Annotated in this window: 22 protein-coding genes and 1 riboswitch; of the genes, 6 read left to right on the top strand and 16 right to left on the bottom strand. The window is 52.2% G+C overall.

Annotated features, from left to right (window positions below; translation table 11 throughout):
* Position 1: 1 nt before the first annotated feature.
* The 10 genes from HYD27_RS20680 to HYD27_RS20635 form a co-directional block, all read right to left on the bottom strand.
* Positions 2 to 772, bottom strand: coding sequence for a sigma-70 family RNA polymerase sigma factor (locus HYD27_RS20680; protein ID WP_219218302.1), 771 nt, complete (start codon positions 770 to 772; stop codon positions 2 to 4).
* Positions 769 to 1,221, bottom strand: a complete 453-nt coding sequence (rsbW, locus tag HYD27_RS20675) for an anti-sigma B factor RsbW (protein ID WP_219218300.1) — start codon at positions 1,219 to 1,221, stop codon at positions 769 to 771. Before rsbW ends, HYD27_RS20680 begins: the two co-directional genes overlap by 4 nt.
* Before the next feature lie 18 nt (positions 1,222 to 1,239).
* Entirely contained in the window at positions 1,240 to 1,578 is a 339-nt protein-coding gene (locus tag HYD27_RS20670; RefSeq protein WP_219218298.1) for an STAS domain-containing protein, read from the bottom strand.
* A 97-nt stretch (positions 1,579 to 1,675) separates the two neighbouring features.
* Positions 1,676 to 3,346 carry a response regulator gene (locus HYD27_RS20665; protein WP_219218296.1) on the bottom strand — a complete coding sequence of 557 codons (1,671 nt, stop codon included), beginning with the start codon at positions 3,344 to 3,346 and terminating at the stop codon, positions 1,676 to 1,678.
* Positions 3,347 to 3,363: 17 nt separating this feature from the next.
* Entirely contained in the window at positions 3,364 to 4,233 is an 870-nt protein-coding gene (locus tag HYD27_RS20660) for a CheR family methyltransferase (protein WP_219218294.1), read from the bottom strand.
* An 81-nt stretch (positions 4,234 to 4,314) separates the two neighbouring features.
* On the bottom strand, positions 4,315 to 7,983 hold the full coding sequence (locus HYD27_RS20655; RefSeq protein ID WP_219218292.1) for a response regulator: 3,669 nt from the start codon (positions 7,981 to 7,983) through the stop codon (positions 4,315 to 4,317).
* Positions 7,980 to 9,152, bottom strand: coding sequence for a SpoIIE family protein phosphatase (locus tag HYD27_RS20650; protein WP_219218291.1), 1,173 nt, complete (start codon positions 9,150 to 9,152; stop codon positions 7,980 to 7,982). Before HYD27_RS20650 ends, HYD27_RS20655 begins: the two co-directional genes overlap by 4 nt.
* Positions 9,153 to 9,389: 237 nt before the next feature.
* On the bottom strand, positions 9,390 to 9,737 hold the full coding sequence (locus HYD27_RS20645) for a YflT domain-containing protein (protein WP_219218290.1): 348 nt from the start codon (positions 9,735 to 9,737) through the stop codon (positions 9,390 to 9,392).
* Between the two features lie 88 nt (positions 9,738 to 9,825).
* Entirely contained in the window at positions 9,826 to 10,359 is a 534-nt protein-coding gene (locus HYD27_RS20640) for a hypothetical protein (RefSeq protein WP_219218289.1), read from the bottom strand.
* A 77-nt stretch (positions 10,360 to 10,436) separates the two neighbouring features.
* Positions 10,437 to 10,943 (bottom strand): DUF948 domain-containing protein, encoded by a 507-nt coding sequence (locus HYD27_RS20635; protein ID WP_219218288.1) that lies wholly within the window; start codon positions 10,941 to 10,943, stop codon positions 10,437 to 10,439.
* Positions 10,944 to 11,138: 195 nt separating this feature from the next.
* On the opposite strand from HYD27_RS20635, the gene HYD27_RS20630 reads away from it, so the two are divergent.
* On the top strand, positions 11,139 to 11,306 hold the full coding sequence (locus HYD27_RS20630; protein WP_025709419.1) for a DUF1328 domain-containing protein: 168 nt from the start codon (positions 11,139 to 11,141) through the stop codon (positions 11,304 to 11,306).
* A gap of 315 nt (positions 11,307 to 11,621) precedes the next feature.
* Positions 11,622 to 12,005 (top strand): hypothetical protein, encoded by a 384-nt coding sequence (locus HYD27_RS20625; RefSeq protein ID WP_219218287.1) that lies wholly within the window; start codon positions 11,622 to 11,624, stop codon positions 12,003 to 12,005.
* Between the two features lie 326 nt (positions 12,006 to 12,331).
* Here HYD27_RS20625 and HYD27_RS20620 read toward each other — a convergent pair whose 3' ends face one another.
* Positions 12,332 to 13,378, bottom strand: coding sequence for a C40 family peptidase (locus HYD27_RS20620; RefSeq protein WP_219218286.1), 1,047 nt, complete (start codon positions 13,376 to 13,378; stop codon positions 12,332 to 12,334).
* 231 nt (positions 13,379 to 13,609) lie between these two features.
* Positions 13,610 to 14,485 carry a cation diffusion facilitator family transporter gene (locus HYD27_RS20615; RefSeq protein WP_219218285.1) on the bottom strand — a complete coding sequence of 292 codons (876 nt, stop codon included), beginning with the start codon at positions 14,483 to 14,485 and terminating at the stop codon, positions 13,610 to 13,612.
* A gap of 139 nt (positions 14,486 to 14,624) precedes the next feature.
* On the opposite strand from HYD27_RS20615, the gene HYD27_RS20610 reads away from it, so the two are divergent.
* A complete protein-coding gene (locus tag HYD27_RS20610) occupies positions 14,625 to 14,810 on the top strand; it encodes a hypothetical protein (RefSeq protein ID WP_219218283.1) in 186 nt (61 codons plus the stop codon).
* Between the two features lie 106 nt (positions 14,811 to 14,916).
* On the opposite strand, the gene HYD27_RS20605 is transcribed toward HYD27_RS20610, so the two are convergent.
* Together HYD27_RS20605 and HYD27_RS20600 are read right to left on the bottom strand one after the other, a co-directional pair.
* Positions 14,917 to 16,542, bottom strand: coding sequence for an ABC-F family ATP-binding cassette domain-containing protein (locus HYD27_RS20605; protein ID WP_219218281.1), 1,626 nt, complete (start codon positions 16,540 to 16,542; stop codon positions 14,917 to 14,919).
* A 118-nt stretch (positions 16,543 to 16,660) separates the two neighbouring features.
* On the bottom strand, positions 16,661 to 17,653 hold the full coding sequence (locus HYD27_RS20600; RefSeq protein WP_219218279.1) for an MBL fold metallo-hydrolase: 993 nt from the start codon (positions 17,651 to 17,653) through the stop codon (positions 16,661 to 16,663).
* Between the two features lie 259 nt (positions 17,654 to 17,912).
* Here HYD27_RS20600 and HYD27_RS20595 point away from each other — a divergent pair, with 259 nt between their 5' ends.
* From HYD27_RS20595 to HYD27_RS20585, 3 genes are all read left to right on the top strand, one after another.
* Entirely contained in the window at positions 17,913 to 19,046 is a 1,134-nt protein-coding gene (locus tag HYD27_RS20595) for a virulence factor (protein WP_219218278.1), read from the top strand.
* Positions 19,047 to 19,145: 99 nt separating this feature from the next.
* A riboswitch (Lysine riboswitch) is annotated at positions 19,146 to 19,361 on the top strand.
* 165 nt (positions 19,362 to 19,526) lie between these two features.
* On the top strand, positions 19,527 to 19,706 hold the full coding sequence (locus HYD27_RS20590; protein WP_219218277.1) for a hypothetical protein: 180 nt from the start codon (positions 19,527 to 19,529) through the stop codon (positions 19,704 to 19,706).
* 254 nt (positions 19,707 to 19,960) lie between these two features.
* On the top strand, positions 19,961 to 20,272 hold the full coding sequence (locus HYD27_RS20585) for a DUF3889 domain-containing protein (protein WP_219218276.1): 312 nt from the start codon (positions 19,961 to 19,963) through the stop codon (positions 20,270 to 20,272).
* A gap of 7 nt (positions 20,273 to 20,279) precedes the next feature.
* Here HYD27_RS20585 and HYD27_RS20580 read toward each other — a convergent pair whose 3' ends face one another.
* Together HYD27_RS20580 and HYD27_RS20575 are read right to left on the bottom strand one after the other, a co-directional pair.
* Positions 20,280 to 21,419: a transglutaminase domain-containing protein gene (locus HYD27_RS20580; RefSeq protein WP_219218275.1), complete on the bottom strand. Its 1,140-nt coding sequence runs from the start codon at positions 21,417 to 21,419 to the stop codon at positions 20,280 to 20,282.
* Positions 21,420 to 22,825: 1,406 nt separating this feature from the next.
* Complete coding sequence (locus HYD27_RS20575; protein ID WP_219218274.1) at positions 22,826 to 25,195, bottom strand: glycoside hydrolase family 95 protein; 2,370 nt, start codon at positions 25,193 to 25,195, stop codon at positions 22,826 to 22,828.
* Positions 25,196 to 25,276 lie beyond the last annotated feature (81 nt).

The raw sequence follows: 25,276 nt of genomic DNA, 5'->3' as shown, positions 1-25,276 counted from the left end.
TTTAATACGATGAATTCGCCATAATCTGCTTAAGCTTTTCTGTCGCCCGCTTCTGAATCCGCGATACGCTCATTTGTGACACTCCAAGCTTCTGGGCAATGGCACGCTGCGATTGGCCGTCCTGGAAAGCCAGCAGCAGCACCTGCTGCTCCTGTTCCTTAAGCTGCCCCAGAGCCTGCTGCAGATCCATGCGCTTCTCTACGGTCTCATAATCATTGGCATCAGAGCTGATAAGCTCGCCAAGCGTGGCGCCTGTCTCCTCTTGTGAAATAGGGGAATCCAACGACACATAATGATAGCATTCTCTGCCGGCCAGCACTTCCACAGTTTCTTCCACGGTAAGATCAAGATAATGGGCGATTTCCTCTACTGCAGGAGAACGCTCCAATCTGATGGTTAGCTCATCAATGGCCTGCTGGACAAGGGCGCCTTTTTCTTTGATCCTTCTAGGAACCTGTATGTACCAGGATTTATCGCGCAGGAAATTTTTCATATGCCCAATCATGCTTTTCATGGCATAAGGCTCGAAAGGAATTCCCAGACTGATGTCGTATTGCTGCAGCAGCCTGATCAGCGCCATTTGTCCTACCTGGTACAGGTCTTCGTAAAGGTCCGGACGGTTACGGGCGATTTTGCCGGCAGCCATCTTCACCATCGGTTCATATTTACGGATCAAAACTGTTGCAATTTCATTATCCTTGGTCTGCTGGTATTCCCAGATCAGACTTACCGCTTCGTTCATGGACTCGGGGGGAGTCACTTTGTCGTTCATACTTTCTCCTCGCTGAAATTAAGCCGTTTGGTCAAGGTCACGGCTGTCCCTCTCCCTGCTTCGCTCACAATGCTAACGTCATCCATGAGCGCCTGCATCAGGTAAAATCCCAGCCCGCCAACCTGAACATCATTCAGCTCTTTGTCATGCAGCGTCATGCGTTCTCCGGACGCATCCAAACCGTCAAAGCTCTCCCCCTCGTCTTTGACTGTTATGGACAAGGCTCTTGTTCCAACTTCAAAAATTACGTCAACCAGACCGTCTGCCTGCCCGTAGGCATAGAGTACGGAATTATTGCAGGCTTCCGATACAGCAACTTTCATATCCTCGATATCTTCATAAGTAAAGCCCATTTTTGAGGCAATGCCATATAAATTCAGTCTGACGATATCGACATATTCTGCACTGGCGGGTAACTGAAGAATTACTTTTTGCACGTCATCACTCATCCTTAGTTCGATCCTTTCCTAGTGGGAATTCTCTTGGGGGGCAAAAAACTTGGAGATGCCTGTCATATCAAACAGCTTCTGTATTTGCGGCGGGACTTCCTCGACTGAAAACTTAACGTCCATTCCATGTCTTGCTTTGAGAATCGAGAGCAAAATGCCAATCCCCGTGCTGTCGATATATCTCAATTCCTGCAGATTGATCACGAGATCAAGTTCTGTATCCCCAACGAGCGGTTCCATAACCAGACGAAAATCGGGAGCAACCGACAAATCGAGCTCTCCGATTAAATAAACCGTGCAGACATTGTCTTCAGTTTCGGTTCTTGCGTGGAACTTTTCACTTTTATTTGTATTCATAGACAATCTCTCCTGATAAATGTTTTCTTTACCAATAACCCTAAAGTCCTACGCTTGAAACAAAAAACACGACATTGGCATATTGGTACTTATTGGATTACGCTTTGAAAAGGGAAGTATTCTGTTCAGCCGCCGGCAGGTCCCTGGTGCTGTAACTTGAAATAATCTGGCTCAAACTGCTCATCTTCAGCGGTTTGCTGATATATCCATCCATTCCTGCCGCTGTGCAGCGGTTCTGGATCCCTTCCATAACATTGGCGGTCATGGCAATAATCACCGCCTTTGTGGCAGTATATCCTGAGCCTTGCCGAATCCTGGAAGTAGCCGTCAATCCGTCCATTACCGGCATTTGCAGATCCATAAAAATAAAATCATATTCCTCCTGAAGAGAGAGCTCCACCGCCTGGCTTCCATCCTCGGCCACAGTGGAATCATACCCCAGCTTGTCCAGCATGCTCACCATCAGCCGTTGATTAATCGGGTGATCATCCACTACAAGGACTTTTTGGCGCCATCTGTGATCTTGCACGGCACCGGAATGCTCTTCCTCCTGAAAATTTCTTCCGAGCTCGCCGTCCGGCACCGTAGCTTTGATCGTAAAAACAAAAGTGGCGCCTTTTTCTTCCATGGACTCCACGCGGATTTCGCCGCCCATCATTCCGACCAGCGATTTGCAAATGGCCAGGCCCAAGCCCGTTCCCCCATACTTGCGCGTCATGGATGAGTCGAGCTGGGAAAAAGGCTGGAACAGCCGGTCACACTTCTCCGGAGAAATTCCAATGCCTGTATCCTTAACGGTGAATTCAATCATAAGCTTATTATCTGCAGAAGATGTGCAGGAAGCAACAAGGTAAACTCCCCCCTGATTGGTGAATTTAACCGCATTCGCCACCAGATTAATCAATACCTGCCGCAAACGGGCCATATCCCCGTAGATCAGCCGGGGCAGCTTCTGGTCAATGAAATAGGCCAGCTCAAGATTTTTTTTGCCAGCCTCTGCGGAAAATAGGCTAAATACCTCCTGAATGGTGGTCTGAAGCTCAAACAGCTGCTCTTCCATTTCCATTTTGCCTGATTCCATTTTGGTGAAATCAAGAATATCGTTAATAACGGTAATCAGCGTATCGGCACTTTTACGGATAATTTCCGTATACTCCTTCTGCTCAGGGGTCAGCTCCGTCTCCATGAGCAGGTCAATCATCCCGACCACCCCGTTCATCGGCGTGCGAATCTCATGGCTCATCATGGCCAGGAATTCCGTCTTGGCTTTGGCGGCAATTTCCGCCTCTTCCTTGGCCTTGATCAGCTCCCCGTTGATTTTCTCAAGCTCCTGCGTCTTTTGCTGCAAAAGCATGGACTGCATCTGATGCTTCTTGGTGGTAAGATACATATCGACAAAGCCTTCGATTTTGGATTTCAGAATCTGGGGGATGAAGGGCTTGACCATATAATCAATCGCACCAGCAGAATAACCGGCGAACAAATGCTCCGCTTCCTTGCTGTTGGCCGAGATGAAAATAATCGGAATATCCTTCGTTTTCTCTCTGGATTTGATCAATTTGGCGGTTTCAATTCCATCCATACCCGGCATTTGTACGTCCAGCACAATCACTGCAAACTCATGCCTTAACAGACACCGCAGCGCTTCTTCGCCGGAATTGGCTTTGACAAGCTTATAATGCTGACTCTCAAGCACCGCTTCCAGCGCCAGCAGATTCTCAGGACGGTCATCGACAAGCAGTATATGAATCGGTTCTTGAACCCCCATTGGCCCCTCCTTACCCGCTACTTATTCTTGCGGTATATTTTTTCAACCCTATCCAAAGGCTCGTAGCTGTCGCTGTATCTGGTAAAATGTATAGATTCCTTGGAACCGAGCACCAGGACTCCAAACCGGCTTAGGCTTTCATGGAATAATCCATGCACATGATCCCTGAGCTCATCGTTGAAATAGATCATGACATTCCGGCAGAAGATGACATTGAATTCGTTAAAGGATGTATCTGTAGCCAGATTATGCTCTGCAAAAATAATATTTTTGCGGAGATAGGGCTGCAGAATCACCGAATTATATTTAGCTGTATAATATTCGGAGAATGCACGGGTTCCGCCCGCCTCCATGTAATTCTTGGTATACTGCTTCATCTTGCTGATCTCGTACACGCCTTCCTTGGCCTGCTGCAGCGAGCGTGCGTTCATATCGGTGGCATAAATGCGCGCTTTGTCGTACAGCCCTTCCTCATGCAGGAGGATAGCCATGGAGTACACTTCTTCTCCTGTGGAGCATCCGGCGTGCCAAATCCGAATATAAGGGTAGGTACGAAGCAGCGGAACCACCTTCTGGCGGAAGGTCAGGAATAGCCCGGGGTCCCGAAACATCTCCGTCACAGGAATCGACAGGGTGTATACAAACCGTTCAAAGCAGTTCCGGTCATGCAGCACCTTCTCCTGCAGGGCAGATATACTCGGCACATTCTCCGCGTGTACATGATGCCAGATCCGCCGTTTCAGGGAAGGCAGCGCATAGTTCCTGAAATCATACCCGTAAAGGCGATGCACCCCGCTAAGAAGCAGCTCAATTTCTATCTGCTCAAGCTCCTGTTTGGTGCCGGTCTGGGCAGATTGCTCTTCATACCCGCGTTCCATCGCTGTCATTGTTATCTAAGCTCCCTTGCGCTTACCGTATTTCCGGACCGGTTTATTTAGTACTGTAATCCTATTACCCCAAAAGCAGGCTTACGAATACAACCACACACGCATTAGCGAAAGAAGCTGCTCCGTGCTGATCGGCTTCTTCATGTAATCGGAAGCTCCGGCTTCTATACACTTGGCCCGGTCCTCTTTCATCGCCTTGGCTGTAAGCGCAATTATCGGCAGCTTCTGGTACTGCGGCATCTGCCGGATCCGGCGCATGGCCTCATATCCGTCCATCTCCGGCATCATCATGTCCATAAGCACCAGATCATAATCCTCCTGCTCCACCAGCATATCCAGCGCCTCACGGCCGTTCTCCGCAAATTTCACTTCCATATGGTAGCCTTCGAGCACACTGGAAAGTGCGAAGACGTTGCGGATATCATCATCCACCAGCAATATTTTCTTGCCGTCGAACAATTCTTCTTTATTGTGCAGCTTTTGCAGGATTTTACGCTTGTCTTCAGGCAGATTGGCTTCCACCCGATGCAGGAACAGCGTAGTTTCATCCAACAGTCTCTCCGGCGAACGCACATCCTTAATAATAATGGATTCTGCATATTTACGCAGTCTTGTCTCTTCCTTGCTGTCCAAATCCTTACCGGTATATATAATAATCGGCAGGTCATTCAGCTCCTCATCATCACGGATCTGGTCCAGAAGTTCAAAGCCGGTCATATCATCCAGCATCAGGTCGAGGACCATGCAGTCATATCTCTGCTTCCGCAGCTCGTCCAGCGCTTCTTGTCCCGTCGAGACTGCGGTGATGGCTACATCATCATGTCCGATAAGCTCCATAATAGAACGCCGCTGAATATCATCATCCTCTACAATCAGCAAATGCTTCAGGGTGCTGTCCGTATAATTCTCAATCTGCGAGAACGCACGGTCCAGCGCTTCCCGGGAGGTTGGCTTTCTTAAATAGGCCATCGCCCCCATCATCAGCCCCTGCTTGACTTCATCATTCACTGAAATGACATGTACAGGAATATGACGGGTCTGCGAGGAGCCCTTGAGCTCGCGGAGTATTGCCCAGCCATCCATGACCGGCAGCTGGATATCGAGGATGACCGCATCCGGCAGATATGTCTTGGCCATATTCAGACCAGTATCGCCCTGGAGGGCCACCAGACCCTTGAAGCCGCGGCCTCTGGCCATATCGAGCAGAATTTTGGCGAATTTGTCATCATCCTCAATGATCAGGAGAATCTTATCCTTGGACGACAGATCCTCACGGTCATCCTCCATAATGGTAATCTCCGGAAGGGCAGATGAAACCTCCTCCGATTGTTCTGCCCTCAGCTCATTGGCGTATCCGGCAAGGACTGATACCTCCTGGGCGGCCGCAGCCTCCACCGCGCCCGGTAACAGGCTGTATTCGCCTTTAACCGGCAAGTACAGGGTGAAGCTGCTGCCTTGCCCCTCGCGTGATTCCAATCCAATGGCTCCGCCCATGAGCCTTGCAAGCTCCCTGCTGATGGACAGCCCTAGTCCTGTGCCGCCATATTTGCGGCTGGTCGTGCCGTCCACCTGCTGGAAGGCTTCAAAGACTATATCTGTCTTATCCGCCGGAATCCCGATCCCGCTGTCTTTCACGGAAATCGCAATGTATTCGAACTCATGCGGAAGGAAGGCGGGCAGATGGTCCTTCTCCGCAGGACTTACTGAAAATTCCACAAAGCCTTTACTGGTGAATTTAAAGGCGTTGGACAGCAAATTCCGCAAAATTTGCTTCAGCCGGTGGCTGTCTGTGAAGAGCGTATCCGGCAGCGGCTCATCGAACGAAAGGCGCAATGACAGCCCTTTTTTGACAGCCTGCGGCGCAAAATTCTGTTTCACAAAGGTCTTGAGCTCGGTGAGGGGAATTTCTTCATAATTCAGCTCCATCTTGCCGGCATCCACCTTGGACAGATCAAGAATCTCATCGATCATTTTGAGCAAATCCGCGCCGGACATATAGATTGTATGCGCAAATTCCACCTGCTTCTCCGTCAGATTCCCGTCCTTGTTCTCTGTAAGCAGCTGGGACAGAATCAGCAGGCTGTTCAGTGGGGTGCGCAGCTCATGCGACATATTAGCCAAAAATTCGGATTTATATTTGCTGGTCACGGCCAGCTGCATAGCCTGCTTCTCCAGCTGGCTGCGGGCATGCTCAATTTCATCCTTCTTCTCTTCAACCTGCTGCACCTGATCCTCCAGCGCACGGGTCTTGGCGACCAGCTCCGTATTGTAATGCTCCAGCTCTTCCTGCTGCCGCTGCAGCAAATCTTCGGAGCGTCTCAGGGCATCCGTCTGCTCCTCCAGATTCTCATTGGAGCGGCGAAGCTCTTCCTGCTGCGTCTGCAGCTCCTCCGACTGGCATTGCAGCTCTTCGGTAAGCGCCTGCGATTCCCGCAGAAGTTCTTCCACCGCCAGCCGGTGGCTGACATTATTCAGAATCACACCGAGGCTGTTCGCAAGCTGATGCAGCAGTTCATTCTGCAGAGTGCTTAAGGGCGCGAAGGAAGCAAATTCAACAACGCCCATCAGTTCATCCTCGAAAAGCACCGGATAAATCAGGATATGGTCCGGATGCGAGCCCCCAAATCCGGAAGCAACCGAAACATAATCCTCCGGAGCCTCGGCAAGCTTAATCGGCTTTTTATCCAGTGCGCTTTGCCCGACAAGGCCTTGGCCAATTTCGAAGCTTTCTCTGGGCTTGCTCCCCGCTTCTCCCGCATAATAGGCACTGCTGGACAGCAAATTAGGATTCTTCTGGCCCTTCAGGTAGAGCACCCCATATTGGGCGCCCAGCACAGGGGTGAATTCACTGATGAAGGTCTGCGAGACCTGCTCCAGCGAGCTGACTCCGCGCAGCAGATCCGTCACGCGGGCTATATTCGCATTCAGCCAGGCCTGGTCACTTTGCGCCTGCGCATACACCTTCTCCAGTTCCTGCTTCTGTTCGATATCTTCAGCCATTTCCTGGAATACCCTGGCAACATCCCCGATCTCATCCCTGGAGGTAACTCTGATCCGGCGGATGGCCCTGAGCTTGCCGTTGCCGAAGCTCTTAATCATCATGGATACGACATTAAGGCCGCGCGTAATGCTCGGAATCACCCACAAAACGACTCCAAGCCCCAGCAGCAGCCCCACAATCATAATTAAGTTTACCATTTGAATGGATCTTTCATAGGCACTCTGGGCACTGGCGTTCTGCTCAGTCATTCTGAAGGCGTTATAGTCCGAGAGGGCATTGAGGCTGCTCAGCACCTCATTCTGAATATCCTGCCCCTCCGAATTCCGGTAGGCATTGGCATTCTGAAAATAGCCTGCCGAGAGCATCTCAAGCACTTTGTTTTGATAATTGATATAAGCAGAATAAGCCGAATCAATCCGGTTCAGCAACTGCATTTCTTCCGTTGTTTTCGTCGAATCCTCTATCGCCTTTAAATATTCTTCGGCTTTTTGAATTTTAGCGTCAATCTCGCTTTTTTGGGAATCTACCGAAAGCTTGTCGGCATTCAGCATGGATATGGTCAGAATACGCGCCATGTCGTTCACTTCCCCCCGGAGTCCGGAGGACGAACGGCCCTTGTTGTATCTTTCCTGAAAGCTGTCCAGCTGGCTGCTCATATAATTGAGCCGGTCGTATCCAATGAAGGTCAGTGCCAGCATAATAGCCAGCATTGCACTGAAGCCGATCAGCAGTTTCGCCTTTATTTTCATTCCGGATCTGTTCCTTTCTTCAGCGAAATCCATACCAGGCATTTGTCATCGTCGCGCTCCTGATTAGGTGCTTCATTGAAGAAAGCAGCGCGCATCGGCTCCTCCTGCCATTCATGCCCTCCGTTCAAATGCGAGACCATAAACTCCAGCTGCTCTTCCTGCCCGCCTTCTGCCATTTCCAGCAATCCGTCTGTGTAGAGCACCAAATGCCCTTCATCCTCGAAAAAAAGGGTTTGCGGCTCAATTTCAATCGTGTCGAATAAGCCCACCGGATGGCAGTTGCTCTCCAGCAAGAACGGTCTGGAAGCCCCGCCTTCGAAGAAGAGCGCCGGCGGGTGTCCGGCATTCACATAGTCAATGCGCTTCAGCCGGGTATCAATGACCAGATAAATCGCCGTAAAATAATACTGCACCAGTTGCTTCTCGATATACAGCTGGTTAAAACGGCGGTTCAGCTCCTGAATCACCTTCTCAGGCTGCACATAGGTCGTAACGGTATCCTTGAGTACGGAGGCCAGAAACATACAGAAAAGCGATGAGGATATGCCATGTCCCATCATATCCAGCAGAATAACGGCATACCGCCCTTCTCCAAGCGGATACCAGGCGTACAAGTCGCCTGCAAGCTCGAAGGAAGGCTGATAGATGGCATGCACCTCGAACGCCTCTTCCTTCAGCGGCAGACTTAGGACCGCATTCTGCACCAGTGCAGCCAGCTTCAGTTCATCCTGAATCCGCTGATCCCGTTCCACATGCCAATCCTTCTCGCGCTTTAGGCGCAGCGCCAGCCGGATTCGTGCCATCAGCTCCACCTTGTTAATCGGCTTGGTCACATAATCTACGGCACCGGCGTCGAGCGCCTCCGCTAATTTCTTGGAATCGCCAACGGCCGTAACCATAATAATGGGTATATCCCTTAGATGTTCATGCTGCTGGACAACACGGCAGGCCTCAATCCCGTCCATCTCCGGCATCATCATATCCAGCAGAATCAGATCTATGTCCGACTGCCGCGGACGCTCCCCTTCATGGCCGGAGCCGATCCCCAGCAGCTTCAGCATTTCTTTGGCCGAAGCTGCCGTTATAAAATTCCGGTAATCTTCTTTTTTTAGAATTTCACGGATAATGATTACGTTGGTCGGATTGTCGTCTACGATCAAAATTCTCAAACCTCTTCACCTCGCACGAATAGTGTTTCAACCGTAAAATCCAGAAATGTTCAGCTCTATCATACGATATTTAAACGGCCAGTTTCCATAAAGCAAAATATTGGAAAAAGGATAATTTATAGCGTGAAGCATATAAATTTTTATATTTTCAACAAAGTAACCTCCAGCCCCACCGCTTGCAGTGGGACTGGAGGTTACGCTATTGGACTATACAGCTCTCCATACGAAAACCATCAATTATTGCAGGTTTTTTTTGGCGATAACGAGAACCTTGCCCAAATCAAGCTCTTTTTCGTAGAAAGCCGCTTCCGCCGCACTGAACCCCAGTGAAGTAATCTTGTTGCGGAGCGCATCCCCCCGTGAACGGAACATGTTGGCAATCGCGCCGAATAATCCTTCTTCCTGCAAGCCGACCTCATTCGCGCCCGCCGCATCCACAATCCGGCCTTCCCGATCCTCATTGTGGCTGATTACATAGATGTCATCCCTGGTGTAGCCGCTACCCAGCAGCCGATTCACTTCTTCTATCGCCTGAATACCATTCTCAAGCAGCTTGGCATAAGCCTGCGTACGGATTGAATCCATGAAATCACGCTCCTTATAAATATTTAAGAGGGCAACGTTATAAAGATGACTGAGTTCCATTAACCATTTTTACAGCGTATGAAACGCCTTAGGAGGAATTCCCGTCAAACAAATCAACCCCGTCCCATTCACCCGTTTGTGCATTGCGGTAGATCTTAAGTGCAGTATTCCCCCTCAAATACACATCTCCGTCCTCGGCAACGAAATCCGGCTTGCCCAGAATTTCATGGAGATTATTTCTTTGCGGCTCAATCCGCTGTCCGTTCAGGTACAGCCCATATTCTCCGGCCTGTGCCGGAGCAACATGCACATATAGTACGGCTCCCTCACAAATTCCGACGGACATCTCGGCGTAGTGATACTCCTGGCATTCCTGCCAGGGGTCCGGAGTAACGGCGAGCGGCAGGCCCTTAATCCGCAGCAGTTCTTCTTCCGGCACATGCAGCGGCACCCCTGCCAAAGAATCGAAGCTGCCGACGTAGGGATTCGCATTCATATTATGCTCGAAGGCCAGCACTGCGGACGGCTGCGGGTACAGCCAAGCGGCAGGAACAGACACGTTTTGCGGAGATGCCGTTAAGTAAGGAGAGAGGAGACCCAGTAAGAGAAAAATAACGTTCATATACCATCCCGCCTTTCTTCTGTTCTGCTGCTTAGTATTCCCGTCCGGGCAGGGTGTTCCTTAGGTTTGCCGCTTAATTAATGGCGGAATTTCTGCCAGATGGCGGCAGCTGCATCCACCCCTTTTAGAGCCATGGCAACCTTCCCGGGGGATTTCTTGGCATTTACAGCCTCATATGATTGTACAGTGCGCTCTTCAGAAGGGGTAAGCCGGGTGTCTTCTATAGATACGGCCTTGGCCTTTTCCTTCAATTCACGCGACTTGCGGTATTTCTCAATTACCGTTACGGATACCTGCTTCACGGTGAGTGTCAATTCATTCATGACATCGCCCAGATTTTTCACCGAATCCACAATCGGATCAATCTTTTGAATTTTGCTCTGAACATCCGCGGTGATATCGTTCGCATGTCTGACCGTTGTTTTCACCTCATAGGTAAGCTCATCAATCGTTTTCTGAACTTCCTGCAGAGTCTGGCTGACTTTGTCGAGGGATTCCTTCGCTGATTTCAAGGTTTTAATTAAAAAGAAGACCAGTACGGCGAATGCAATCGCAACAAGTGCGACGCTAAGATCAATAATCATGTCAAAAACCCCTTCCAAATCTTAAATGTCGGCTTGCTCTGCCTTATTATTGCATAGTTACCCTTACACCCATTGCCCGAAACAATTTGTCAAGCCTCTTTAAGTCCAGCCCTCCCCTTTGATTCAAAACAAGACTCCCCGTTTAAACAATGACTACATTCGACTATACCTTCACCACCGAAAGGATGACATCTCATGTTAAAATGGTCGGTAATTCTGCTTGTTATCGCTTTAATCGCCGGAATTTTCGGGTTTTTCAATGTTGTCGCAGCCGCTGTAGGCATCGCAAAAGTGCTGTTTTACATCTTCCTGGTTCTGTTCATCGTCTCGCTCTTCATGGGGCGCAGGGGAAGATCGATGTAACCGGCAGACCCTGCCTAAGAAATCAATCCCCGCATTCAAACATCCTGAGCCCGGACTCCTGTCGGAGTGTCCGGGCTTATTATGTGAAACGCAATCCCCACCGCCTTTTTTCCACCGATTCCGCTCAACCCTGCCGCCTGATTCCTTATATCTTATTCACACTGCAGAAACTGTAGGCCTTCCCTCGCCGTGATTGCAATAAATAAAAATTGGGACGTTTGGTTCATAGGGTCCTCTTTATGTTTACAACCTTATTAGCACAGCAGAACATGGAAAAACCTACTACAACCAAAACAATCTCAGGAGGAATGACCAATGAAAAAATTCGCCAGCATCGCAGTAGCAATGGGTCTTGTAGCTTCTATTGCTGCAACGGCTTCAGCCGATGAAGTAACAGGAACTGCAACAGACACCTCCACAGTAACAGGCACCATCTACAGTGATACATTTGAAACTATAATCACCCAAGCCGATATCAAGCCCGCAACTCCTGTGATCATTCTGACCAAAGCAACTCCTTTCCACCTGTCCACGAACAGCATAACTCCGATTGGCTGGCTTAGCGCACAGACCATAGACACCACCGGGGTTGTCGTAACTGACAGCTGGGGCAATGAATGGAGAGAAATCTACACCTGGCTGGGCAAAGCATGGATCAAGGTGCCTGCATCCGCTTATGTGATTACTCCGGCTCTGTAATCATTCCACCCTTTCACCCTTGCGTCAAGATACGGTTGTGAAGCATATTGCACAGCTTGAACAACGGCCGTAACTTCGCACCTTTACTTGCGCCCTCTGCGGGCGTACATACAAAGCAGCCATACGGAATCTGACAGATTCCGTATGGCTCTTTATTTTCTGCTGCGGCTGTTTCCGGAGTGCGGACTGCACATAAGCATAGAAATAGAGGCTATCTCTCCAGTAGAACCGTTCTACTGGAGAGATAGCCTCACAAAACATCCGCCCTATTTCACCCGTCACAAACTTGTACTGCTGTCGCTTCGTATCTTATGCAACTCTATATTTTAGCGGATGACCGAGCCTCCGTAAAGGAAACGATTCATCCAAGAAGCGCTTAAATTATCGACCCGGACACCGCCGGAAGCCACCGAATAGGTCTGAAGCAGCTGGCCGTCTCCCAAATACATAGCCACATGCGTAATTCTTGCCGTAGACTTGTCTACTCCCGCATATGCTGAAGCTGAGCTGCCTTTATAATCCATAAAAAACATTATATCTCCACGCTTCAGAGCGGAAATATCGGTTACCACCGAGCTGTTCTGCTTGATCCAATCCCCTTGCTGCCGGGAATCTGCGGGAAGCTTCAGATTGGCTGCATCCAAGAAGATCTGCCGGATGAAATCGGAGCAATCGAAGGTGCTTGTATCGCTGCGGCTGGAGCCATACTCGTATGGGGTTCCGAGATAGCCCATGCCTGCGGCAATTACACTTTCAATTACAGCGGACTGGGATGGATTCGCAGGCACCGGCGTTGGTGCTGGTGCCGGCACCGGAGCGGGTGCTGCCGTTCCGCCGCCCGTTGAAATGTACTGATCCGATGCGCTTGTATAGCCGACATTGCCCTTAGCCGTTCTGACCTTGTACCAGTAGCTGTTCGTCTGCTCCAGAATGGTTACCTGATCACCTTTGTATAAATATCCCATAACCTGACCGCTTGTTGAAGGTGTCTCACGCAAGCGGACAGTGGATTGGATCACTGCTGTTTGTGTTGCCGGAGCTGCATTTACACTAATATACTGCGTTCCCCTGCTCGTATAACCAACATCGCCGTTCGCTGTTCTGACTTTGTACCAGTAGCTGTTCGTTTCTTCCAGAATGACCACCTGGTCGCCTTTATCCAAATATTTCAGCACTTGGCCGTTTGTCGACGGAGCGGTGCGCAGACGCACTGAAGCTACAATAACGCCTGTTTGTCCGGTGGATGCCGCAATAGATGCATTGGAAGAAACTGATGCAGCCTGTACCTGCTGAGGATTGAACACTCCCAAAGATACTGCAAGTGATGCCGAGACCAGCAGCGATGCTGCCAGTTGCTTATGTGATACGATCATAGCGTTCCCCCGCTTAGTATAATGAGAAATTCAACAACGGCGCGCGCTGCGTTTGTTGCTTTCTGCCCTCATTATAGGCTTGACCGGGAAATGGAACATGCTCCAAATTTCACAAAAAGGCTTGCCAACTTATGGTAATATGCAGGTCTATAGTCTTGATTTCTCCTTGGATTTGGTGGAAATTACAGCTAACTAGGAGAAATTAAGGAATACGTCCGTGAATAAGCGGCATCAGTCTGCCTGCTTTGGCTCGACATGGACCTGAACATGCATAATGTTATCCAGCCTGCCCATCCGCTCCTCAATAGAGTCGCTGATCTCATGCCCTTGCATGACCGTGATTTCGGCATTCACTTCCACAACGACATCCACCAGCACATGATTTCCGTGAACCCGGGCTTTTAAATCCTTGATGCCCTCCACTCCCGGTGTCCGGGCGATCGTGCTGCGCAGATCCAGAAGCTTATCCTCGTCGAATCCGTCCGTCAGACGGTAGGTCGAATCGCGGAAAATATCCCATGCCGTCTTCAAAATCAGCAATCCGACACCCACAGCGGCGGCTGAATCGATCCACGGCAAGCCGAACTGTGCGCCGGCGATGCCTGCCGCCGCCCCTATGCTGACCATCGCATCCGAGAAGTTATCCTTCGCTGCGGCCATCAGCGCACCGTTATTAATCTGTTCGGCGAGCCGCTTGTTATAGATATATACCCCCATCATGGCTGCAGCACACACCACCGCCACCCCGGCCGACCAGAGCTGCGGCGGCGCCTTGGCTCCTTCAAACAAGGAGCGTACAGCCTCCACAATCACCTGAATGCCCACCACGGCCATAATAAAAGAAGCCAGCAGTGCCGCTATTGTCTCCGCGCGGAAATGTCCGTAGGTATGGTCCGAATCGGGGGGCTTCCGCGAAATCCGCAGGCCGATCAGCACCGCAAGGGAGGCGACAATATCCGTCAGGTTATTGAACCCGTCGGCAAGCAGGGCACTTGATCCGAAGACATAGCCGCTGACCAGCTTGAAGGCCGAGAGAACGAGATAGGCGATGATGCTGACCAGAGCACCCCGTTCACCCTTACGTATATCACCATAGATATCAGCCAATTGCCTCACTCCCCCATATTGATCTCTTTACTGTTCCCGAGCCTTGGCAGATCATTCTTTGAATTATTCTTGCCCTTGTGGCAGCATTTAAAAACAATTAGAATGAAGGAAAGGCGTGCTACCTAAGGGGGTTAACATAATGAGCGAGAGCAACGAAAAACCAAAAATCAATCTGGCGGATGCCATCCGCCAAAAGCTGGAACAGAAGAAGCAGCAGTCTTCCTCCAAGCCCGGCTCCGCCTTTCAGGCCGGTTCAGCCAAACCGCTGAAAAGCCAAAACAACAAAAAGCCCAACAACCAGCGCCGCCGTACCGGCGGGTCCTAGAACGGGTGCTTGTTATATTTGAACATAAACGGCTGCGTTATCCCTCGGGACAACGCAGCCGTTTGCGTATGAACTCATTGCCGTTCAATGCTTCAATATATAGTGCTTACACCTCTACAGGATACATCCGCGCACGCAGTTCCTTAATTTCCGGGTTCTCCAGATATTCATCGTAAGTCATGGAGCGGTCGATAACCCCTGCCGGTGTAATCTCAATGATGCGGTTAGCGATCGTCTGGATGAATTGATGGTCATGGGAGGTGAACAGGATTGTGCCGTCAAAATCAATCAGCCCGTTGTTCAGCGCGGTGATGGACTCCAGGTCCAGATGGTTGGTAGGTTCATCAAACACGAGCACATTGGCGCCGTTCAGCATCATCTTGGCCAGCATGCACCGTACCTTCTCGCCCCCGGACAGCACACTAGCCTTCTTCAGGGCTTCCTCTCCGGCGAACAGCATCCGGCCAAGGAAGCCGCGCAGGAAGGTTTCGTCCTGATCCTTGGAGTATTGGCGCAGCCATTCCACCAGGTTCAGGTCCACACCATCGAAATAGCTGGAGTTGTCCTTCGGGAAATAAGCCTGGGTTGTGGTAACGCCCCATGCATATTCACCGGCGTCAGCTTCCTGCTCGCCCATAATCACATCGAACAGCAGTGATTTCGGCTGGGAATACGGGCCGACAAAAGCAATCTTATCGCCCTTATTGACCACAAAGCTAATCTCATCCAGCACCTTCTCGCCGTCAACCGACTTGGTCAGTCCGCTGATCGTAAGCAGCTGCTTGCCGGCTTCACGCTCAGGCTTGAAGTTCAGGAACGGGTATTTGCGGTTCGACGGGCGGATATCGTCCAGTGTAATCTTCTCCAGCTGCTTCTTGCGGGAGGTTGCCTGCTTGGACTTGGAAGCGTTGGCCGAGAAGCGCTGGATAAATGCCTGCAGCTCCTTGATCTTGTCTTCCTTCTTCTTGTTCGAATCACGCTGCAGCGCCTGGGCCAGCTGGCTGGACTCATACCAGAAGTCATAGTTGCCTACATACATCTGGATTTTGCCGAAGTCGATGTCGGCAATATGCGTACAGACCTTGTTCAAGAAGTGGCGGTCATGGGAGACGACTATAACAGTGCCTTCATAGTCCATGAGGAAATTCTCCAGCCAGCCAATGGATTCCAGATCCAAATGGTTGGTAGGCTCATCGAGCAGCAGATTGTTCGGCCGTCCGAACAGGGCTTGCGCCAGCAGGACGCGGACCTTCTCATTGCCGCTCAGCTCGGCCATTTTTTTGTCATGCAGCTCACGCATAATACCCAGCCCGATCAGCATCGCTGCCGCATCCGGCTCGGCATCCCAGCCGTTCAGCTCGGCGAATTCACCTTCAAGCTCCCCGGCACGCAGGCCGTCGGCTTCCGAGAAGTCGCTTTTGGCATAGAGCGCATCTTTTTCCTTCATGATTTCATACAGCCGGGTGTGGCCCATAATTACCGTTTCCAGCACCGGGTATTCATCATACTCGAAATGGTTCTGCTTGAGAATTGCCAGGCGTTCGCCGGGAGTAATATGAACTTCGCCGGTATTGGCTTCAATCTCGCCGGACAGAATTTTCAGGAAAGTCGATTTGCCGGCGCCATTGGCACCGATGAGGCCGTAGCAGTTGCCGGGTGTGAATTTTATGTTTACATCCTCAAATAGTGCGCGTTTTCCGTAGCGGAGTGTTACGCCGCTTGTACTGATCATTAAGCATTACCATCCTTTTCACTTAGGGTTCCGGCTCATTATAGCATAAAATCAAGGGAAAAAGCCCGCCAATCCGCCTACAAAATGCGGTTTGGCCTTCAAAGGGATGCGGCGGCTCCTACTGGGCGGGCGTACGCTCTTCGGGATGCACTACCAGCGTCTCCCCGTAGGCCAGCGTGCGTATGCGTTCCCCGGCAATCCCCTGAGCCTGCCGGGCCTGCTCCATCCGGTCCAGCGCCTCCCGGGCCGTGTCATCGGCCAGCCGGAAGGTGCCGAAGTGCATCGGGATCATAAGCTCAGCCCCCACATCCAGGAAGGCCTGGATGGCCTCCTCAGGATTTACATGCTGCGAACTCATGAACCATTCCGGCTCATAGGCACCGATCGGCATCAGCGCCACATGCAGCTTGAAGCGGCGGCCAATCTCCTTGAAGCCCGGAAAAAAACCGCTGTCCCCGGCAAAATACAGATTGGGCGGCAGCTTGCGCTTGTTCCCGTCTTCGCCTTGCGGATGCGTTCCGGGATTGGCCGGCTCCAGCACAAAGCCGCCCCAATGGGATGTATTGGTATCAAAAGGCGTCCGCCGCGTCCAATGCTGGGTCGGCACGAAGGTCAGCTTCAGCGCCCCGAGAGTAAGCTCCTCCCACCACTGCATTTCGTGGCAGTTCGGAAAGCCCTTGCGCAGCATTTTGCGCTTCAGCCCCGCCGGCACCACGAGTGCGGTTCCCGCCTTGTACAGCTTGCGGATGGAGGCCAGATGCAGGTGATCGTAATGCGAATGGGAGATCAGGATCAGATCCACCGGAGGAATTCCACTCAGCGGAATGCCGGGCTGGCTGATCCGCTTCTCAAATCCGAGCCGCTGCGCCCAGACGGGGTCGGTAATTATATTAATTCCTTCATATTGAAGTAAAAAAGTCGAATGCCCTATCCAGGTGATGGTTGTCTCCAGGCGGTTCTCCGCGAGGTAGCCGAGCTTGGGCGGATGGTTCGGCACTTTGTAGGAGTAATCCTTCTTCTTGATGCGGCGCTCTTCGCGCCATTGGCGGAGCTGCTTGAGCGTTTTATCGGTACTGACATTGTCGATGTTATTGTAGCGTATCTTGGCCATTTGCATCTCTCCTTCACAAGCTCAAGGACAAATATATGCGAATCCCTTCAGCTTTCTTTTCCTCTAACTATAGGATTCCCCGGATGGTTTTGCAAAAAAGCATTCTATGCGCATCCCCCATTTATTACAAAGTTTAACCATTTGGCACCCGGCTTAAGCGGACCGGTACAGCAGCCCTTTTGTGTTGGACAGCAAAAATGGGGTAAAATGCGGGTAAAGCATCTCAGGTGCTTATGCCGTTCAAAGGGGAGCTTAGCGTATGAAGATTACATTTATTGAACCGACTCCAAGTCCCAATACGATGAAACTTCATCTGGATGAGACTCTGGAGTCTGGAGTCCGCCGTACCTATACACCGGAAAGCCAGCGTTCCGCCCCTTCCTGGGCGCGGGAAATGCTCGCGATTCCTGGCGTCACCAGCATTTATCATGCGGCTGATTTCGCCGCGCTGGAGCGCAAAGGCAATGCCGATTGGGCGGCAATTCTGCGCGAGGTCCAGATCCGCTTCGGCGCGGAGGGCCTCCGCACAGAGTTCAATCCGGAGGATGAGAACGCCGGTGCCCATTTCGGGGAATCGCAGGTGTTCGTGCAGATGTTCCGCGGCATCCCGATCCAGATCCGCGTCAAGACCGGCGCGAGTGAGGAGCGCATCGCCCTCTCCGCCCGGTTTACGAAGGCGGTAACGGATGTGGCCAGCGCCGTAATGATCAAAGAGCGCAAGCTCACCGATTACGGCGTGCGCTACGGCGAGCCCGAGGCCATTGCGCGCGAGGTCGAGCAGGAGCTGGAAGCGGCGTATCCGCAGGAACGCCTCGACTCCCTCGTGCAGCAGGCCATCGCGCACGGGGCTGCCGGCGAGTTCATCGAGCAGCGGCAGAAGAAGGAACAGGCCGAGCTGCTGCGAGACCTGAAGGACGAGGACTGGCGCGTGCGCTACGCCGCGCTGGAGGATCTGGCGCCTACGGCAGAGCTTCTGCCGGAGCTGCGCACGGCGCTGCACGACCCCAAGCTGCATATCCGCAGGCTTGCGGTCGTGTACCTGGGCGACATCCGCACGCCGGAGGCGATGGAGCTGCTCTATGAGGCGATGGCAGACAGCGCCCCGGCCGTGCGGCGCACGGCCGGAGACACGCTGTCCGACATCGGCGACCCGGCGGCGACGGCGGTGATGACGGCGTCGCTGGCAGACAAGAGCAAGCTCGTCCGCTGGCGGGCGGCACGCTTTCTCTATGAGGTGGGCACAGCCGAGGCTCAGGACGCGCTGAGCCTGGCTGCGGATGATCCGGAATTCGAGGTCGGCCTGCAGGCCAGAATGGCGCTGGAGCGCATAGCATCCGGCGAAGAAGCCGCAGGTACTGTCTGGCAGCAGATGTCGGAGCGCCGGAGAACCTAACGTCAACCTGCCGTAAATTGTCATTTCTTGCACGGATAAGTTGCATTATACTAATTCCTGCTATGTTCATATCGTTACAAAATAGCCTCATCATACCCAAGATGAGGTAGAGGCCGCGGATATAAAGAGTACGCCCGTGGAGACGCCATAAGAGCCGTCTGTGAAACGCCGCCGAAAGGAATATCCGCCGAAGCCTGCGCCGCTGCTCTTACCAGGCCGCGCGGGCTGGGGCCGTTGCCGAAAGGCACGGAACTGTCACAGGGCACGGCTTGTCAGGAAACTTCGGCCAGGGCGCTGTGTTGCGCTATCTGAACAGGGAGTATGGTGCGTAGCTGTAAATACAGGAAACCGCAGAATCCGTCTGCGGTTTTTTTGTGCTTGCAGGATGGGTAATCTTCTTGGTTAGTGACCTTTGAACAGGAGCACCACTATTAGAGGGAGTGTCCTATCCATGCAGGCGAGGCACTGGCCTTTTGCCTGGTGGCCATATTCGGGCAGAACCTGGGTGCCTTCACAGGGGGAAGCATCGGCTGGTACGGCATCCTCGTCTCTTATGTCAGCCTGCCGCTGTTCCTGCTGACCCGGATTTTCTACCGCTGGTTCCGCAAGAGCAGCATTGTCCCGCTGGATCAATGCGACCTGAGCACTCACGCCGATTAACGCCTGGCTTAGAGCACAAGCCGCCCGGCCTATGCCACTTCGCCAATAAAACTAGCTGGAACAGCAATCATATAATTTTCACCGCAGCAGCAAACAGGGATGCCCGCAGCCAAATGGCGCGTTGGCATCCCTGGTTGCTGTCTGCTGTAATTGGCTATCCCAGCCATAGGTATCTCCGTGATTAGCGCAATTCAGCATAGAATCCGTTGACCGGGGGGACGCTAACCGCAAATTCACATTCTAAGGTGGTTGCCATGAAAAAAAGTTGGTTGATATCCTTGCTGGCCCTATTCTTGGTCATAGGCAGTCCGGTAAGCTCCGCCGCTCCCGGCTATGCCAAATGGGGAACCGTAGCTGTGAAAGCTGCACAGCAGAAATACAACGCCGATATTATCGATTATAAGCATGTGGGACGCACGCAAATACAGCCTAAACTTACGGAGGAACTGTTCAAACTATGGATCAGAACCCGTGCAGGCAAGGAATTTGGCGTCTTTGTCGCCATCCGCTTTGATCCGTCAACCGACCAGATTCAAACGATTCAATTCTCGGAGACGAACCGCTGACGTTTATTTATTTCCAGGTCAGATATACCCTTAAATCCCCCGTGTTGTCGAACGGGCTGCTGTTGTATGACAAGTTCTCCAAACCTAAGCTGTACAACCCCTGCAGGTCTGTTTTGAGCAGCTTCTCGCTGCCCCGGTAGCGGAATAAAAGAGACTGCTTGCCGGACGCTGCCGCCTCTTTGGCAAGTGTGTGCAGCTCTGCCGCAGAAGTAATCACCCGGGCTTCCTCATACAGCCGGTAATCGAGCTTCTTCTGGAGCTCCTGATACACAGCCGCATTCTGGCCGCCGCGGCTTACCAGCTCGGAGAGCGTCTGGGCGTAGCCGACGGACGCTGCCGGGTAGGACTTCGTCCAGCTGTGGTCGCGGCGCATCTGGGCATCTGTCCGCATGTAGTAGACTGTGCTGATTCCCCCCTCCGGGCTGGGCGTTGGATCATCCCAGGTTGTGTCCAAATGGTACCAGCGCCCGTCCAGCTGCACCAGATTCCAGGCATGCGACTGGGCCACTCCCCCCTCCGGTCTCGCCTTACCTTCAACAATTTTGTTCGGGATTCCCGCGCCGAGAAGCAATTTATAAGTCAGAAGCGAATAGCCCTGGCAAACGGCGCTGCCTGTCTGCAAGCCTTCATAGGCGGTATACTTGCGGTACGTGGTATCATATTTCAAGTGCAGCACAACCCAGTCATGAATTACCTTGACCTTCTGGTGGGTGTTCATTCCCGGTGTAATAATCTGCTGCAAAATCGTCTTCACCTGCTTGTTCACCTGAGCCGTCTGCTGCAGGGTCTCGCGGTATTCCACCTGCACCGATACATTGGCCGAGCGGCTGCTCCCCCGGTAAGAAAAGGCGTAGCTGTCAATAATATAATACAGGTAAGGGTCACTGCCCATCGCCTGGTCAACCGCCTTCTGCACCTGGGACTTCAGATGGGTTGTCTTGCCCTCAAACACGAACGTGATGTTCTCTCTGCGGTTATTCATCGCCCCGGTCAGCTTCCCGGCCATCTCGGCTTCCGAACGCAGCACCGCTGAAGTACTGGCGGCATAGGCCTGGTCCAACCCCCAATAAAGCGCCGGCGGCAGAGCTGCGCAGACAAGCATTCCTCCCAGAATGGTTTTCATCAGAGACAGATGCTTTTTTCCCATAGATTCTGTATCCTCCTGCATGCTATATTATGGCTCACTGAATAGTATGTACTCTATAGTAGATGCCGGAATTCCAGTCTGCACAACCGTAACATTCCATATTCCGTCCAATTTATTCCCGGAGCAGGGATCTCATCTTAAAATACTGCTTATTGTCTCTATATCGGTCCGCTGCTGCCGCAGAATAAGCCCTTCCGCTCAAGAATACACAGCTCCTGCCTCTGCTGACAACGGGCTTCGAATCGCCATACGTATCTTGATAGGCCATTTTCCACTGTTCAACTTCAAATGATATAGTTTCAGAAAATGTAGTTAAAGCTTGCTGCGGGTCTCGTAAAAACATTGCAATTCAAGACAGGAGGTCCGTTTACCCATTGCCCGTTCAAGTGGAAACGGCTGCGCCGTCCTTGACCGGGCAGCGCAGCTGTTGGCATTTCAGGTGTAAGGCTGGCTGCTGAAGCCAGGCGGGAAGACAAGTGAAAAAGGCCACTTCATATTCCCCCAGCCGCTTTTTCGCAAGCGTTAGAGACTGCGACGAAATAAAGTACAGCTAAATTGTTGACAAAACTCCCAAAACCGTGGAGATTTTGTCAACAAAAGCGGGTACTCATTTCCTCGCAGCTCCTAAGTGGAAAAAAGGAAACCTAATCGATACGGTTCTCTCCCTTTCAGAGGAATACGCCTACATTAAGCTGAACTTGAACCATTCATCCAAAGGGCAGCCATTTTAGTGGTAAAAAGGATAACTAATCCACCCCATTCGGATCCTGGATCTTCCCTAGTGGGAAAAAGTACAACTAATCCGGCTGAAATCAGCCATATGGGGGGAGATGGCCTCCATTAGGTGTACAAAATCCCACTAAAGCCCGTTCAAGCCAGGATTCCAGCCCATTAGTGTTAATTTTTCCACTTCGCTTCTGTTCTCTATGAATCTCTTCCTTGCCTTCCATCAGCTTGTTCAGATTCTCCGGTTCATTTCATAATAAGCCGGTTCCATTTAGGATAAATTAAGTTTCTTTATTGTGTTTTTTAAAGATTACAGAACCACCTTCCGCTTAAACAGCGGAGCGCACGGACCCGCGGAACAGCGGCAGCGGCCGCCTGTGTCTCCGGATTCTCACGGCTAAGGGGAATGAAAATAATCTGGAGAGCACAACGCTCCAGACAACGCTCCGTTCGCGGAGCATCCACTCCAAAAGCCTACGTATATCCTGCGCAAGCAGAAACGGCTACGCCGTCCTTATAAGGGACGGCGTGTTTCAGCGAGAAATAGAAGGATCATTTAGTATGCAAGGCAATATAAATTCTATTTCAAAAAACACTGCTTTCCCGCAGATTCCCTGCAGGAAAGCAGTATTTAATGTGCTGCAGTATTGTCACGCCTTCAACCCTGCAGCTATACCCAGCTACGCGCTTACAAGAAGGCTCTCTCCTGCTTTCAGGTGCACCGGGCCTCCGGCTTCCGTTACCGTGCCGTCCGGAAGCTGAAGCTTCAGCCCACAGGAATAGCTTATGCTGCACAGGCCTTCCTTAGACGCGGCAATCTTGGCTGAGACGAGGGCATGATCCTGCCATACGATATCCACCACGAATCCGCCACGCGCCTTGAGTCCCAGGACCCGGCCGTCCTTCCAATGGTCCGGCAGCGCCGGCAGCAGGCTGATTTCACCCAGATGGCTCTGCAGCAGCATTTCCGCAATCCCCGCAGCCGCCCCGAAATTCCCGTCAATCTGGAACGGCGGATGAGCGTCGAACAGATTCGGATACACGGAACGCGTCAGAAGCGTACGGACAAAACCGTAAGCAGCCGCCCCATCCTTAAGCCGGGCATACAGATTGATCAGCCAGGCACAGCTCCAGCCGGTATGGCCTCCTCCGGAGGAGATTCTCTGCTCCAGGGACAAGCGGCCGGCTTCGAGCAGTTCCGGTGTCTCCCGTTCGTTGATCAGATTGCCGGGATACAGTCCATACAAATGTGATACATGACGGTGGCCCGGCTCGGACTCGGTGAAGTCCCGGAACCACTCCTGCAGGCGCCCGTCCCGGCCGATCTTCAGCGGAGACAACCGGCTCAGCGTTTCCTCCAGCCGGTTCCGGAAGTCCTCATCAACACCAAGAATCTGCGCCGACTGCAGGCAGTTTCCGAACAGCTCACGAATCAGGCTCATGTCCATAGCCGATCCCATGGAAACGCTGCACGGCCGGCCCTCTTCTGTCACAAAACGGTTCTCCGGCGAAGTGGACGGACTCGTAAGCAAGAGACCGTCCGTTCCTTCCACCAGCCAGTCCAGACAGAATAACGCCGCTCCTTTCATAAGCGGATATGCGGTTTGCGCAAGATATTCAAGGTCCGGGTTAAATGCATAATGCTCCCACAGATGGCTGCTGAGCCATACCCCGCCCATCGGCCAGAATGCCCAGCTGGCATCTCCGCCTGAGGGCGACGCGCTGCGCCACAGATCCACATTGTGATGGGCCACCCAGCCCCGGGCACCGTAATGAATCGCCGCCGTTCTTGCTCCCGTAACACTGACCTCCCGGATCATGTCAATCAGGGGTTCATGGCATTCACTCAGATTGCATACCTCGGCCAGCCAATAATTCATCTGCGTATTGATATTTGTCGTATAGTTGCTGTTCCAGGGCGGCGTAATATGAGGGTTCCAAATCCCCTGCAGATTGGCAGCCTGTGTTCCCGGACGTGAGCTGCCCATCAGCAAATAGCGGCCATATTGGAACAGAAGCGCCTCCAGTGCCGGGTCCTCCTTGCCTTCCCGATATGCGGCCAGCCGCTGGTCGGTCGGCAGCGCCTCCGCTTCGCGGCCTCCAAAATCCAAATCCACACGGCGGAAAATAGCCTGGTGCTCCTCCGCATGGCGCCGGCGCAGCTCTTCATAGGAGCGGCGCAACGCTGCCGACAATCTCTGCGCGCAATTCTCCGCAGGAGTCAAGGCAGCTGCCTGGCCTCCCCGGATATGCCCCGCTTTATGCTTCAGCTCTTCATAGGTGGTCCCTGCCGCAAGCAGAAGCACTGCGCTGTCCGCGCCGGAAATCACGAGCTTCCCGTCCACTGCCCGCACGCTTCCGCCGGTTACCACAGCCTGAAGCTGGAGCTCAAAGCCGATGCCAAGCCCTTCCTCATACTGCACCGGATAGGGATGGTCACCATGATAATTATCGGCAACATGCGTAGGGCATTGCCCGCGCATAATAAGCTTTTGATCGCCGCTGCTCTGAACCTTATGCTTCAAAGGGCTGTCCAAAGAAACCGTAATATTAAGCTTGCCCCTTGCCTGGCTGGCAGTATGAACGACGCACACCCCGTCGGGAGCGCTGATGAACGCCTCGCGGGTAAAAGCGCCTTCAGTTGTGTGATATCCCACTGTGGCTATGCCGCTGTCGATATCCAGCCTCCGCTGGTAGCCCCCGGCTTCCTCCACTCCCTGATATTCCAGATACAGATCTCCCAGCGGTAAATACGGCTGCGTATTTACACCAAGCATATGTGCATTAACAAGCTCTTCGGCCTCGCAATAGCTTCCCGCCCCGAGAAGCCCCCGCACCTTCTTCAAATAACGCTGTGCTTCATAATTATTGCTGTCACGGGGAAATCCGGCCCACAGCGTGTCCTCATTAAGCTGAATATGCTCTTTCACCGCACCGCCGAACACCATGGCGCCCATATGCCCGTTGCCAAGCGGCAGCGCTTCTTCCCATACGCCTGCCGGCCGGTCATACTTCAGCATCCAGGCATGCGCTCTGCTCTCATCTGTCATGTCTCTCACCCTCCATAATCTCAAATTACAGGCAAAAGGCCCTGACCAAAGTCGGGCCTTTTGCTTAACACTGGCAGGATA

It is taken from the genome of Paenibacillus sp. S150 (assembly GCF_019352175.1).
Lineage (GTDB): Bacteria > Bacillota > Bacilli > Paenibacillales > Paenibacillaceae > Paenibacillus_AQ.
This window is presented reverse-complemented; position numbering and strand designations above follow the sequence as displayed.